This is a genomic window from [Enterobacter] lignolyticus SCF1 (assembly GCF_000164865.1).
In the GTDB taxonomy this organism is placed as follows: domain Bacteria; phylum Pseudomonadota; class Gammaproteobacteria; order Enterobacterales; family Enterobacteriaceae; genus Enterobacter_B; species Enterobacter_B lignolyticus.
Map to the genome: position 1 here is coordinate 3072172 of NC_014618.1, position 13485 is coordinate 3085656.

Sequence of the window (13485 nt, forward strand, 5' to 3'; positions counted from 1 at the left end):
GGAGTGATTATGACTATTGAGCAACTTAAAGCCCTGGCGCTAGCGGCGCGGCGCGATATTGTCAGCATGATTTATGAATCTGGTATTGGTCATCCCGGCGGCGCGTTATCCATTATCGATATCCTGACCTGGCTCTACTACAACGAAGTCGACCTCAATGCCTCACCACGTGCGCGCATCGTCATGAGCAAGGGGCATGCCGTCGCGGCGCAGTATGCGCTGCTGCACCAGATGGGAAGAATCGATCGCAGTGAGTTTAGCACCTTCCGGCAGATAAACTCTCGTCTACAGGGACACCCCAGCATCAAGTCTCTACCTGAAGTCGATGCCACTACCGGGCTGCTCGGTCAGGGGCTGTCGGTGGCGTTAGGTATGGCGGCCGCCAAAAAGCATGCCGCCGACCCTTGCCGCGTTTTCGCCATTCTGGGCGATGGCGAAATGCATGAGGGCCAGGTCTGGGAATCTTTGCAGCAAGCAGGCCACATGAAAATGGATAACCTGGTGGCCATCGTCGACTACAACGGTTTTTCGTCGCACGACCCGGTTAATAGCGTCGTTAACCTTGAGCCGCTGGCGGATAAAATCCGCTGCTTCGGCTGGCATGTACTGGAGCTACACGATGGCAACGATATGTGTCAGGTTGCCGACACGCTGATGCTCTCGCGACATCTGAAGGGCAAGCCCATCGCGATTATCGCCCATACCGTCAAAGGCTGCGGCGTCAGCTACATGGAAAACAACGGCGAGTGGCATTCAAAAACCCCAAGCGCAGAACAATATCAGCAGGCAATGGAGGAACTCCAGTGATGAAAGCACCTCGTGATGAAATTGGCAACGCGCTGATTGCGCTTAGAAACAAAGGGTATCCAATCGTCGCCATTGACAGCGATCTCGCCAGCTCCACGCGCACCGATCAATTCCAGGCGTCCTTCCCCGACGCATTTTTTGAGATGGGGATTGCCGAAGGTTCCGCCATGAGTTTTGCCGTCGGCCAGGCGCTGGAAGGAAATATCCCCTTCTACGTCAACTTCGCCATGTTTGTCACCGGTACCGCCTGGACGCAGCTACGCCAGGCGTGCTACGCGAAGGCGAATATCAAACTGGTCGGCAGCCACCCCGGCATGGACGACGGCCCGGATGGCGCTTCTCATCACGCGCTGGAGGACCTGGCGCTGACCCGCGTTCTGCCTGGGATCACGATCCTGACGCCCGCCGACGCCGAGGAAATTGCAGCGGCGTTTGAGCAGGCAGTGAACATTCACGGTCCTGTCTACATCCGCGTCGCGCGAGAGCCAATGCCGATACGGGATAAAACTCAGATTCCCCGCGTCTGCGATATTGCGGCTGTGGCTGACACCGGTAACGATTTTGCCATCCTCTATGAGGGCACCGTGCTGGAGCAGGCCAGCGAGGGTTACAACCGACTTTGTTCTGCAGGTATTCAGGGAAAGCTTATCCACGTCGCCACGCTCAAACCGTTTAACCGCCAGCGATTTCTGCAGCTTATCGCAGGCTGCCCGCGTATTGCGACTATTGAAAATCACACCATAAACGGCGGTCTGGGGGGACAAATTGCCGAAGTGCTGGCAGAGGAAGGTCTGAGTACCGCATTGACCCGTCTCGGTACCCAGGACACCTTTACGGAATCCGGCAACAGCCGCCAACTGAAAGAGAAGTATGGTATTTCTGCGACAGCGCTCTACGAAGCGCTTAGCTAACGAAACGGGCAGACCGTTAACCGGTCTGCCCTCTACCTGGGAGAAGACAATGGAACAAACGCTGTTATTTTCCGCCTGCCAGTTTCGCGAACGCTGCGGTACATGGCAGGAGGCGGTAAAACAGGCCTGTTTGCCGCTGGAAGCGCGAGGAATGGTGACACCAGCCTATGCTCAGGCCATCATCCGCGAAACGGAGCAACAGGGTCCGTGGTACATCCTGAGCCCGGCTTTCGCCCTGCCGCATGCCCGCCCGGAGGAAGGCGTTATCAGCGATAAGACGCACCTGTCGCTGCTGTGCCTGAAAGAAGCCGTAGCCTTTCCTGAACATCCGGAGGTACGGCTTGTCATCGTGCTGGCCGCCGCCAGCAGTATCCAACACCTGGAGATGATTCAGCGTCTGGTGTGCTGGCTGGACGAAGCGGAGCATTTATCGCAGTTAACCCGTATTACCAGCCCTGCACAACTTCGCTCCGTTCTCGAAGTCACGAAAGAGGTTATGCTTTCCGACGCGCCAGCAGCGGGAAAATAAGTCCCAATCCAACCAGCACAAACGGCGTCACGATATTCAGCGAGAGCTGGAACGTCCATTCAGGGGTAAAGGCCTGCATCTTTGGAAAGATACCGGTCAGACAGGCAAAGGCGGTGAACGCGAAGCACCATAGCCCGACGGTAAAGGCCAGGCGGCGATTGCGGATAAAGACATACTCCGGTTTGAATTTTTCCGCCATGCGCAGTACGGCCATAAAAGCGACAAACACCCACAGATAGCGCAACGGCATCACCACGGAGTTGAGGTTCAGCAACCACTTATACAGGTTGTTCATGTCGCCAATACCCAGCGTCGGTAACATAATAAGCACCGCCACCAGCCCCAGCGTCAGCAGATAGCCGTTAACCGGCGTTCCCTTTTCATTCAGGCGACACAGCTTTTCCGGTACATACTTTTTATCCGCATCCGCCAGCAGTACTTTCAGCGGCGCATCAATCGAGAACACCAGCGCCGCCACCTGCCCCAGCGTATTGGCGATGGCATAGACAACCATCAGCGAATTACCCATATGGTAATATTCGCCCAGTTTCTGAAACGCATAATACTGGCCGTTGGTCATCAGATCGTCTGGAATATGCCGGGAATCGAACATCATCCCCATCGCCAATGAGCCGAGGATCGCGCACACCGCCACCATCACGGCAAGAAAAAGCATCCCGCGGGGAAACTCCTTACCCGGGTTGCGCGTATTGTTCACATACGGCGAAATCTTTTCCGCTCCGCCGACGGCGAAAACCAGCATGGAAATGGTGGTGATGTAGGTGAAATCAAAATGCGGGATAAAGGTTTCCCAGGTAATATTCGTGGTCGCAATATGCACTTCCGTAATCGCTGGCGCGGTGACCGCCATCACAACGTAAAGCAGCGACATCACGAACATCGCAATCCCGGCGACCGATCCCACCACTTTTAGCGACTTCATGCCGCGCGACGCGACCCACATAAAAAAGACAAACAGCAGCAGCGTCAGCCCCTGCAGCGCCACAACGCCATACTCTTTGATAAGCGAACCGTCGCCTTTGAACGCCCAGCCCAGCGCTATCAGGATAGCCTGCGGCTTTTGCGCCAGATAGGGAATATGCACCACCCAGTAGGTCCACGCCGCGAGGTAGGCCAGCCCTGGCCCCATCGTGTGCTTAATCCAGGTGCTGACGCCGCCTTTGCCATCCTTAAACGTCGACCCTAACTGCCCCACAATCAGGGCGTAAGGCGTGAAATAGAGGGCAAAAATAAAGATCCAGGAAAAGACGACCACCAGCCCCTGGTTGGCGTAGTTATTCACTACGTTGCCAAAACCCCACACCGTAATAAACGACATCAGCGCGATGTTATACCACCGTAACTGCTTCTCTTGCTCACCTGCCATAAGCTCAGTTCCTTGAACGTTATTTTTTACGAATCGTCAAACAGGCAAAGATTATGCAGACCGCAGCAGCGAAAGAATAACGCCACAGTGCGAAACTTTAAGGTTTCGCACAGGTTTGACATTTCTCACCAGAATTTAGCGAAAAATCAGCGTATAGCAGCAGAATCGTCAACAAAAGTGTGCGTCAGGAAAGCGCGCCGCAGGACCGCCGCGCGCAGAGAGAAGCGTCAGGCGTGCGCCACCGGCGTCGGATGCTGACCGGCTTTGCGCAGAAGCATCAGCAGGTAGATAAACGATACGCTGGCAATCATGACGAACAGCAGGTTATCGGAATAATTCTGCATCAGCATCGCGGTAAACGTCGGCCCCAGCAGACTGCCGATGGTGTAGCTCAGCAGCAGCGCCTGGTTCATTGCCACCAGCTGATGGTGTTCAACTTTTTCACAGGCCCAGGCCATCGCCACCGGATAAAGCGTAAAGCCGGACGCGCCAAGCACGAACAGCGCAGGCGCCATCGCCGCGTTGCTCAGCATCGCCAGGCAGCCGAGGATCACGACAAACACCTGTACACGCAGCACCAGCAGGCGCCCGAAGCGGTCGGCAAGCCGCCCTACCGGCCATTGGCCGATAATACCGGCGCTCACCATTACCGCCATCCAGAAACCGATCCCGGCGTCGCTGACGCCCTGGTGGTTCAGATACAGCGGCATCAGGCCATACAGCGACCCCAGCACAATACCGGAAATCACGCAGCCGTTAATGCCAAGGCGCGCCTGACGCAGCTTCAGCATCGGCCAGACGTGCGTCGCGCCCTGGTGCCCGTCGCGCTGGCTGACGATGCGGGTAAACAGCAGCGGCAGAATAGCCGCCAGCGCCATCCCGGTCACCCACGGCAGCACGCTCATCAGTTCGGTCGGAACCTTACTGACCAGCAGTTGGCCAAGCATCGTACCGACGTAGTAAACCATCATATAGGCCGCCAGCAGGCGACCACGATTGCGCGACGTACCGCTGCACATCAGGGCGCTTTCCACCACCACCCAGATCATCGCGCAGCCGACGCCCGCGACGAAACGCCAGCTCATCCAGCTCCAGAAACCAATGGTCATCCCCAGACCGACACAGCCAGCGGCGAAAATCAGCGACGCAATATAGTAACAGCGGTTAAACCCGAGACGCTTGATCAGCCCGCCGGTCAACAGCGTACCAACCAGATTACCGGTGAAATAGGACGAACCGACCATACCAACCTGCCAGGTAGGCAAATTTTCATGGGCAAGCCACAGCGGGACAAGCGTGTTTAATACCGCAATCGCCAGCGTCAACAAAAGCAGGCCGCAGAGCAGAAGCAGCACCGGCCGGGTATAGGTGGACATGAATCAAAAAACCGTGAGGAAGTTCATATTTCGAGCGCATCATGCCACCGCCTGAAACAAAGTCAATCGGCGCCAGGCCAGTAACAGCGCGGTTTTCAGCGCGACAATTGAAGTTTTTTATGCAGCGAGACGGGAACGGAATATATCATTTAATTATTCCATTGTTTTTATTCATTAATCTGGAAAATAGCTGAAAACGGTCGGTAGAAAAATTTCATGGAGGGAGCGCATTTTTTGTAAACTGCGCCGACGCAATAGCCCCGGCGCAGTCAGGGTTTAGCTGGCGACAGCCATACCCACGGTCATGTGCAGGCCATAGAACACGCCGCGGCCAATAAGCTCACCGGCCACCACCAGCACGAACGCCAGGCTCAGCAGCGGCAGCGCCGGCTGATACCCCTTAAGCTGCGGCGCCACCCAGCACGCCAGCGCCAGCGCTATCGCCACCAGCCGCCATGACATCAGCGAGCCGTAGTCCGGCACCAGCGCGGCCGCCTGCTGGACAGAGCTGTGGATCGTCGCCAGTTCGCTCCCCTGCATCACGGTCACCACCGCGCTGGCCAGCAGCGCCAGCAGCGTTACCGCCGGCAGCAGGCGCATCGCCCACCCTTCGACCCCCGCCAGACGCAGCAGCAGACAGCCCAGCAGCGGCCCGCCGATAAACAGCGTCAGGAAGAAGCTCACCGGCGTCCAGACGCTGTACCAGGTCGGTACGGTATCGATGGTGCTGTACACCCGCGCCATCATCCACACGAACACCACGCCCAGCACCATCGTCACCGTCAGCCACAGGCTGCGCAGCCCCTGGGGCAGTTTATTCACCACCGCCAGCAGCCAGCCCAGCCCGCCAATCGCAAAGAAGACAGCGCCGCTGGCGATTTCGTTACTCAGCGAGGAGGCCCCCACGCGGTTCAGCGAGTTGAACGCGCGCAGCGGCGAGCCAAGGTGCAGCGTCGAGGCGACAAAGCCAATCCCCATCAGCACCCACAGCCCGAACATGCTCATCACCACGCGCTGCTGCTGCTCCCGGCTCAGCGAGCCTTTCATCAGCGCCAGCGCCAGAACGATGAACCCGCCCGCCACGCACTGTCCGAAGACCGTGAAGATCATCAGCGGCCATTCATGCCATCCACTTCCCATCTCACACCTCCTTCGGGTTTGCCAGGTAGCCCGTGGTATCCCCGGTCGGGCGGCTGTTGGCGTTGGGTTTAATTACAATGCACGGTTTGGTGAAATGCGCAGACGGCAGCGGCGCTACCGCGGCCAGCTGACCGTGCTTCTGACGCAGCTCTTCAATCGGCCCGAAGTCCAGCGCCCGCAGCGGACAGGACTCGACGCAAATCGGTTTTTTGCCGTCGGCCACGCGCTCATGACAGCCGTCGCATTTGGTCATGTGACCCTTCGCCGCGTTGTACTGCGGCGCGCCGTACGGGCAGGCCATATGACAGTAGCGGCAGCCGATGCACACGTCTTCGTCCACCACCACAAAGCCATCCTCGCGCTTGTGCATCGCGCCGCTCGGGCACACCTTGGTACAGGCCGGGTCCTCGCAGTGGTTACAGGCAATGGATAAATAGTAGGCAAAGACGTCCTGATGCCAGACGCCGTTATCCTCCTGCCAGTCGCCGCCCGCATACTCGTAAATGCGGCGGAAGCTGACGTCCGGCGTCAGATCTTTGTAGTCCTTACAGGCCAGCTCACAGGTTTTACAACCGGTGCAACGGCTGGAGTCAATAAAAAATCCATACTGGGTTGTCATCGGTTACTCCTTACGCCTTCGTGACCTGAACAAGGTTGCTGTGAGAGGGGTTGCCCTTCGCCAGCGGTGAAGGCCGCGGAGATGTCAAAATATTTATTGAGCCACCATGATCGACCTTATCCCCAAACATATCGGCCTTGAGCCATGCGCCCTGACCCATAGCCGTCACCCCAGGAATAATTCGTGGCGTCACTTTTGCCCGAATCTGCATTTGGCCTCGTTTATTGAAAACATTAACAACATCACCATTTTCAATTCCCCTGGCGCGCGCATCTAACGGATTAATCCAGATTTCCTGCGGGCATGCTTGCTGAAGTACATCAATGTTCCCGTAAGTGGAATGTGTACGGCCTTTATAGTGAAATCCAGTGAGCTGAAGGGGAAACTCTTCACGAGCGGGGTCTTCATGTCCTTCAAATCCAGGTGCATAAACCGGTAATGGATTAATAATCTCATCCGCTTTGAGCTCCCAGGTGTTGGCAATATTTGCAAGGCGCTCGGAAAAAATTTCAATTTTCCCGGACGGTGTACTCAGTGGGTTGGCAACAGGATCTTCGCGGAACGACTTGAATGCAACAACATGATTATCTGGGCATTTTCGTTTATAGATGCCCACTGTTTTCATCTGTTCATAATCCGGCATATCCGGGTTGCGCTCTTTGGTTTTTTCACACAGATACCTGACCCACTCATGTTGGGTTCTGCCTTCCGTAAAGGTCTGCCAGACATCAGGCCCCAGACGTCTGGCCACTTCACTCAGCATCCAATAGATGGGCTTACGTTCAAATTTAGGCGAAGTTGCTGGTTGCCCTAAAATAACATAGGCCATGTTTCCAGCCGACTCATGAGGGATGAGATCTTCTTGTTCGGTAGGCATCAAATCGGGCAAAAGAATATCGTAATACTTTGCTGACGATGTCAGAAAATGATCTATGCCGACAATCATTTCACATTTTTGATCATCCTGCAGAATCTCATGCGTCCTGGCAATATCGCTATTCTGATTAATCAGGGTATTGCTGGCATAGCACCACATAAACTTAACCGGAACATCCAGTTTATCTTTCCCTCTGACGCCATCACGCGTCGCCGTCATTTCCGCGCCTCTGGCAATTGCATCCGGCCACGTGAAGACAGAAATTTTAGTTTTCACCGGATTTTCAAGCAGCGAGAACCACTCAGCGCCGAGATCGTATGTCCCTTCACGTAACCCTGTATTTCCTCCGTTAACTCCGACATTCCCCGTCAGAATCGCCAGCATAGCGATAGCCCTTGCCGTTTGTTCACCATTAGAATGGCGCTGCGGCCCCCATCCCTGACAAATATAGGCGGGTTTAGCCGCTCCAATCTCATTCGCCAGCTTAATAATTTTATCTTCCGGTATCCCGGTAATTGTTGATGCCCACTGCGGTGTTTTTGCTACACGATCGGGTCCATCCCCCAGGATATAAGCTTTGTAGTGCCCATTAGCCGGTGCCGTGGCAGGGAGTGTTTTTTCATCATAACCAATGCAATATTTATCGAGAAACGCCTGATCCACTAAGTTCTCGGTAATTAACACCCACGCAATCCCTGCAGCGAGAGCAGCATCTGTCCCTGGAAGAATCGGAATCCACTCATCTTCTCGTCCGGCTGCCGTATCACTATAGCGAGGGTCAATAATAATCATTCTTGCATTAGAGCGTTCGCGCGCCTGTTCAACATAATATGTCACCCCACCGCCGCTCATTCGTGTTTCAGCAGGATTATTGCCAAACATGACAACAAGCCTACTATTTTCTATATCGTCAGGGCTGTTGCCTTCATTCGCGCCATATAGATAAGTCATCGCCGCACTAATTTGAGCCGTACTATAACTCCCGTAGCGGCTCAAATAACCGCCACAGGAATTCATCAACCGATAAGGGACATTTGAGTTAGTGATGTTTCCACCATCGACACCGGTGCCATAAAGAACGTGCACGGCCTCATTGCCATAATCATTTAATATTCGCTTCAGGTTTTCTGAGATAATATTTAATGCTTCATCCCAGCTAATACGCTCAAACTTCCCTTCTCCTCGCTTGCCCACCCGTTTCATCGGATATTTTAATCGATCCGGATGATTCATTCTGCGCCGGATCGAACGGCCCCGCAGGCAGGCCCGGACCTGATGCTGACCATATGAATCATTGCCGGTCGTATCTGACTCAACCCAATAGACCTCATCATCGCGCACATGTAAGCGCAAAAGACAGCGACTACCGCAGTTAACGGTGCACGAGCTCCAAACCGCTTTTTCTTCTGGCTGAATCGCGTTTTCCGCCGCAATACTTCGCACACAGAAAGGTAACGAAAGGCCTCCCGCAGCGGCGACCAGACCACTGGATACCCCCGCCTGAATTAACCTGCGTCTTGTTACCTGCAAACATATAAGATGATCATCTTCATTACTTGCCATAATTCCCATCCAGTCTTCCGTGAAATATTTCTGTTAAATAATAAACAGAGGCTACAAATAAACCTCATGAATATATCTTTCATTGCTGCAGAAAATATTGATAAAGCACATTTCTAATTATTTAAAACTAAAAACATGCCAGAAGTATAGGCGGTTCAATAACCGAAGAATCGTGACAAGTATCACATTGAATATTATATGCGATAACGAATTATCGTTTTTATACGGATGCCAGAGGCTGTCTGGCATCCGTATGACAGTTTAGCTGGCGACAGCCATACCCACGGTCATGTGCAGGCCATAGAACACGCCGCGGCCGATAAGCTCACCGGCCACCACCAGCGCGAACGCCAGGCTCAGCAGCGGCAGCGCCGGCTGATAGCCCTTAAGCTGCGGCGCCACCCAGCACGCCAGCGCCAGCGCTATCGCCACCAGCCGCCATGACATCAGCGAGCCGTAGTCCGGCACCAGCGCGGCCGCCTGCTGGACAGAGCTGTGGATCGTCGCCAGTTCGCTCCCCTGCATCACGGTCACCACCGCGCTGGCCAGCAGCGCCAGCAGCGTTACCGCCGGCAGCAGGCGCATCGCCCACCCTTCGACCCCCGCCAGACGCAGCAGCAGACAGCCCAGCAGCGGCCCGCCGATAAACAGCGTCAGGAAGAAGCTCACCGGCGTCCAGACGCTGTACCAGGTCGGTACGGTATCGATGGTGCTGTACACCCGCGCCATCATCCACACGAACACCACGCCCAGCACCATCGTCACCGTCAGCCACAGGCTGCGCAGCCCCTGGGGCAGTTTATTCACCACCGCCAGCAGCCAGCCCAGCCCGCCAATCGCAAAGAAGACAGCGCCGCTGGCGATTTCGTTACTCAGCGAGGAGGCCCCCACGCGGTTCAGCGAGTTGAACGCGCGCAGCGGCGAGCCAAGGTGCAGCGTCGAGGCGACAAAGCCAATCCCCATCAGCACCCACAGCCCGAACATGCTCATCACCACGCGCTGCTGCTGCTCCCGGCTCAGCGAGCCTTTCATCAGCGCCAGCGCCAGAACGATGAACCCGCCCGCCACGCACTGTCCGAAGACCGTGAAGATCATCAGCGGCCATTCATGCCATCCACTTCCCATCTCACACCTCCTTCGGGTTTGCCAGGTAGCCCGTGGTATCCCCGGTCGGGCGGCTGTTGGCGTTGGGTTTAATTACAATGCACGGTTTGGTGAAATGCGCAGACGGCAGCGGCGCTACCGCGGCCAGCTGACCGTGCTTCTGACGCAGCTCTTCAATCGGCCCGAAGTCCAGCGCCCGCAGCGGACAGGACTCGACGCAAATCGGTTTTTTGCCGTCGGCCACGCGCTCATGACAGCCGTCGCATTTGGTCATGTGACCCTTCGCCGCGTTGTACTGTGGCGCGCCGTACGGGCAGGCCATATGACAGTAGCGGCAGCCGATGCACACGTCTTCGTCCACCACCACAAAGCCATCTTCGCGCTTGTGCATCGCACCGCTCGGACACACCTTGGTACAGGCCGGGTCCTCGCAGTGGTTACAGGCAATGGATAAATAGTAGGCAAAGACGTCCTGGTGCCAGACGCCGTTATCCTCCTGCCAGTCGCCGCCTGCATACTCGTAAATGCGGCGGAAGCTGACGTCCGGCGTCAGATCTTTGTAGTCCTTACAGGCCAGCTCACAGGTTTTACAACCGGTGCAACGGCTGGAGTCAATAAAAAATCCATACTGGGTCGTCATCGGTTACTCCTTACGCCTTCGTGACCTGAACAAGGTTGGTGTGCGACGGGTTGCCCTTCGCCAGCGGTGAAGGCCGCTGCGTCGTCAGCACGTTAATGCAGCCCGCCTGGTCAACGCCTTTGGCATCCGGCGCATACCATGCCCCCTCGCCTAACGCCACAACGCCCGGCATCATGCGCGGCGTCACTTTTGCTTCGATATGCACCTCGCCGCGGTCGTTGAAGATGCGGACGCGATCGCCGTTAGCAATACCGCGCGCTTTCGCATCCATCGGGTTGATCCACATTTCCTGACGACAGGCCGCTTTCAGCACGTCAACGTTGCCGTAGGTCGAGTGAACGCGCGACTTATAATGGAAACCGGTCAGCTGCAGCGGGAATTTCTCCGTCAGCGGATCGTTATAGTTTTCGAACCCTGGCGTGTAGATCGGCAGCGGATCGATAACGTCGCCTTCCGGCAGCTCCCAGGTTGCGGCAATGTTAGCCAGCGCCTCAGAGTAAATTTCGATTTTGCCCGACGCCGTGGTCAGCGGGTTGGCGTGCGGATCCTCGCGGAACGCTTTGTACGCCACGTGATGCCCTTCCGGATCGCGCTGTTTGAACATCCCCTGCTGACGGAAGGTGTCGAAATCCGGCAGGTCAGGAATCGCCTTACGCGAAAGCTCGTGCAGATGGCGCATCCACTCTTCCTGAGTACGCCCTTCCGTGAATTTTTCTTCAACGCCAAGACGTTTCGCCAGGGCAGACATCATGTCGTAGATATTTTTGCATTCGAAACGCGGTTTGATAGCCTGGTCGGTAAAGATGACGTAGGACATGTTGCCGCAGGAGGCATCAAGCGCGAAGTCCATCTGCTCCGACGCCGTACAGTCCGGCAGCAGAATATCGGCATATTTCGCCGACGACGTCATATGGCAGTCGATGACCACGATAAGCTCGCACTTCTTGTCATCCTGCAGGATGTCGTGGGTGCGGTTAATCTCGGAGTGCTGGTTGATAATGCAGTTGCCGGCATAGTTCCAGATCATCTTGATCGGCACGTCCAGCTTATCTTTACCGCGAACGCCATCGCGCAGCGCCGTCATTTCCGGTCCGCGTTCAATCGCATCGGTCCACATAAACATGGAGATACTGGTTTCAACCGGGTTTTCCAGCGTCGGCATACGCTCAAACGGCAGATCGTAAGAGCCTTCGCGCGCGCCGGTGTTACCGCCGTGAATACCGACGTTGCCGGTCAGAATGGAGAGCATTGAGATAGCGCGGGTGGCGATTTCACCGTTGGCGTGACGCTGCGGCCCCCAGCCCTGGCTGATAAAGGCTGGCTTAGTGCTGCCGATTTCGCGCGCCAGTTTCACAATACGGTCAGCCGGGATCCCGGTAATGGTTGACGCCCATTCCGGCGTTTTGGCGATACCGTCTTTGCCCTGCCCCAGGATATAGGCCTTGTAGTGGCCGTTCGCCGGAGCGCTGGCTGGCAGCGTTTTCTCGTCGTAGCCGACGCAGTACTTATCAAGAAACGGTTGATCGACCAGGTTTTCGGTAATGAGCACCCACGCAATGCCGTTAACCAGCGCCGCATCGGTGCCCGGACGAATCGGGATCCACTCATCCTCACGACCGGCTCCGGTGTCGGTATAGCGCGGGTCGACAATGATCATGCGGGCGTTGGATTTCTGCCGCGCCTGTTCGAGGTAGTAGGTCACCCCGCCGCCGCTCATCCGTGTTTCGCCCGGGTTATTGCCAAACAGTACGACCAGCTTGCTGTTTTCAATATCCGACGGGCTGTTGCCGTCGGCCCAGCCGCCGTAGGTGTAGTTCAGACCGGCGGCAATCTGCGCCGAGGAGTAGTCGCCGTAGTGGTTCAGATAACCGCCGCAGCAGTTCATCAGCCGCGCCACCAGGGTTTTTCCCGGCGGCCAGGAGCGGGTCATGGTGCCGCCCAGCGTACCGGTGCCATAGTTCAGGTAGATGGACTCATTGCCATAGTCCTTAATCAGGCGCTGCATATTGCTGGCAATGGTATCGAAGGCCTCTTCCCAGCTGATACGCTCAAATTTGCCTTCGCCGCGTTTACCCACGCGTTTCATCGGATATTTCAGACGATCGGGGTTATAGACGCGACGGCGCATTGACCGCCCGCGCAGGCAGGCGCGAACCTGATGTAACCCTTCATAGTTATCGTCACCGGTGTTATCGGTTTCGACATACTTAATTTCGCCGTCGACGACGTGCATCCGTAGCGGACAACGGCTACCACAGTTAACGGTACAGGCGCTCCAGACGACTTTCTCTGGCGCGCCTGCGGGGGAGATGGCATCTGCGGCACTGGCTATGCGCGTAAAGGGTAAAGTAAAGGCGCTGCTGGCCATCGCCAGGCCGCCTATCGCCGTGGTCTTCATCAGACCGCGGCGGCTTACCTCGGCAGCCAGTAAAGCATCGGGGGCTTTAATTTTCATGGATACTCACTTCATTGCTCAGTGAAATGAACCACCGCTATATAGTTAATTATATAACGGAATCACTTTTTTTTAGT

Annotated in this window: 11 protein-coding genes; 3 read left to right on the forward strand and 8 right to left on the reverse strand. The window is 55.9% G+C overall.

Features of this window, described 5'->3' with window-relative positions; genetic code table 11:
- Positions 1 to 9 precede the first annotated feature (9 nt).
- The 3 genes from ENTCL_RS14340 to ENTCL_RS14350 are packed head-to-tail and all read left to right on the forward strand — an operon-like array spanning position 10 to position 2247.
- Positions 10 to 807, forward strand: coding sequence for a transketolase (locus ENTCL_RS14340; RefSeq protein WP_013366866.1), 798 nt, complete (start codon positions 10 to 12; stop codon positions 805 to 807).
- Positions 807 to 1718: a transketolase family protein gene (locus tag ENTCL_RS14345; protein WP_013366867.1), complete on the forward strand. Its 912-nt coding sequence runs from the start codon at positions 807 to 809 to the stop codon at positions 1716 to 1718. Before ENTCL_RS14340 ends, ENTCL_RS14345 begins: the two co-directional genes overlap by 1 nt.
- 49 nt (positions 1719 to 1767) lie before the next feature.
- The gene (locus ENTCL_RS14350) at positions 1768 to 2247 is read left to right on the forward strand and encodes a PTS sugar transporter subunit IIA (protein ID WP_013366868.1); all 480 of its coding nucleotides are present in this window, start codon (positions 1768 to 1770) and stop codon (positions 2245 to 2247) included.
- Here ENTCL_RS14350 and ENTCL_RS14355 read toward each other — a convergent pair.
- From ENTCL_RS14355 to dmsA, 8 genes are all read right to left on the reverse strand, one after another.
- Positions 2213 to 3634: an APC family permease gene (locus ENTCL_RS14355; RefSeq protein WP_013366869.1), complete on the reverse strand. Its 1422-nt coding sequence runs from the start codon at positions 3632 to 3634 to the stop codon at positions 2213 to 2215. The genes ENTCL_RS14350 and ENTCL_RS14355 overlap by 35 nt on opposite strands.
- Positions 3635 to 3861: 227 nt before the next feature.
- Positions 3862 to 5010 (reverse strand): MFS transporter, encoded by a 1149-nt coding sequence (locus ENTCL_RS14360; protein WP_013366870.1) that lies wholly within the window; start codon positions 5008 to 5010, stop codon positions 3862 to 3864.
- A 276-nt stretch (positions 5011 to 5286) separates the two neighbouring features.
- Entirely contained in the window at positions 5287 to 6150 is an 864-nt protein-coding gene (locus ENTCL_RS14365; RefSeq protein WP_013366871.1) for a dimethyl sulfoxide reductase anchor subunit family protein, read from the reverse strand.
- Position 6151: 1 nt separating this feature from the next.
- Positions 6152 to 6769 (reverse strand): DMSO/selenate family reductase complex B subunit, encoded by a 618-nt coding sequence (locus tag ENTCL_RS14370; protein ID WP_013366872.1) that lies wholly within the window; start codon positions 6767 to 6769, stop codon positions 6152 to 6154.
- A gap of 10 nt (positions 6770 to 6779) precedes the next feature.
- On the reverse strand, positions 6780 to 9209 hold the full coding sequence (ynfF, locus tag ENTCL_RS14375; RefSeq protein WP_013366873.1) for a selenate/tellurate reductase subunit YnfF: 2430 nt from the start codon (positions 9207 to 9209) through the stop codon (positions 6780 to 6782).
- Between the two features lie 261 nt (positions 9210 to 9470).
- Complete coding sequence (locus ENTCL_RS14380; protein ID WP_013366874.1) at positions 9471 to 10334, reverse strand: dimethyl sulfoxide reductase anchor subunit family protein; 864 nt, start codon at positions 10332 to 10334, stop codon at positions 9471 to 9473.
- A gap of 1 nt (position 10335) precedes the next feature.
- Positions 10336 to 10953, reverse strand: a complete 618-nt coding sequence (locus tag ENTCL_RS14385) for a DMSO/selenate family reductase complex B subunit (protein WP_013366872.1) — start codon at positions 10951 to 10953, stop codon at positions 10336 to 10338.
- Between the two features lie 10 nt (positions 10954 to 10963).
- Positions 10964 to 13408, reverse strand: coding sequence for a dimethylsulfoxide reductase subunit A (dmsA, locus tag ENTCL_RS14390; RefSeq protein WP_013366875.1), 2445 nt, complete (start codon positions 13406 to 13408; stop codon positions 10964 to 10966).
- Positions 13409 to 13485 lie beyond the last annotated feature (77 nt).

Excerpts from the sequence above, each read along its gene's own strand:
- ENTCL_RS14370 (WP_013366872.1), bottom strand. The coding sequence starts at position 6,769 with ATGACAACCCAGTATGGATTTTTTATTGACTCCAGCCGTTGCACCGGT.
- ENTCL_RS14365 (WP_013366871.1), bottom strand. The coding sequence starts at position 6,150 with ATGGGAAGTGGATGGCATGAATGGCCGCTGATGATCTTCACGGTCTTC.
- ENTCL_RS14385 (WP_013366872.1), bottom strand. The coding sequence starts at position 10,953 with ATGACGACCCAGTATGGATTTTTTATTGACTCCAGCCGTTGCACCGGT.
- ENTCL_RS14345 (WP_013366867.1), top strand. The coding sequence starts at position 807 with ATGAAAGCACCTCGTGATGAAATTGGCAACGCGCTGATTGCGCTTAGA.
- ENTCL_RS14360 (WP_013366870.1), bottom strand. The coding sequence starts at position 5,010 with ATGTCCACCTATACCCGGCCGGTGCTGCTTCTGCTCTGCGGCCTGCTT.
- ENTCL_RS14380 (WP_013366874.1), bottom strand. The coding sequence starts at position 10,334 with ATGGGAAGTGGATGGCATGAATGGCCGCTGATGATCTTCACGGTCTTC.
- ENTCL_RS14355 (WP_013366869.1), bottom strand. The coding sequence starts at position 3,634 with ATGGCAGGTGAGCAAGAGAAGCAGTTACGGTGGTATAACATCGCGCTG.
- dmsA (WP_013366875.1), bottom strand. The coding sequence starts at position 13,408 with ATGAAAATTAAAGCCCCCGATGCTTTACTGGCTGCCGAGGTAAGCCGC.
- ENTCL_RS14350 (WP_013366868.1), top strand. The coding sequence starts at position 1,768 with ATGGAACAAACGCTGTTATTTTCCGCCTGCCAGTTTCGCGAACGCTGC.
- ENTCL_RS14340 (WP_013366866.1), top strand. The coding sequence starts at position 10 with ATGACTATTGAGCAACTTAAAGCCCTGGCGCTAGCGGCGCGGCGCGAT.
- ynfF (WP_013366873.1), bottom strand. The coding sequence starts at position 9,209 with ATGGCAAGTAATGAAGATGATCATCTTATATGTTTGCAGGTAACAAGA.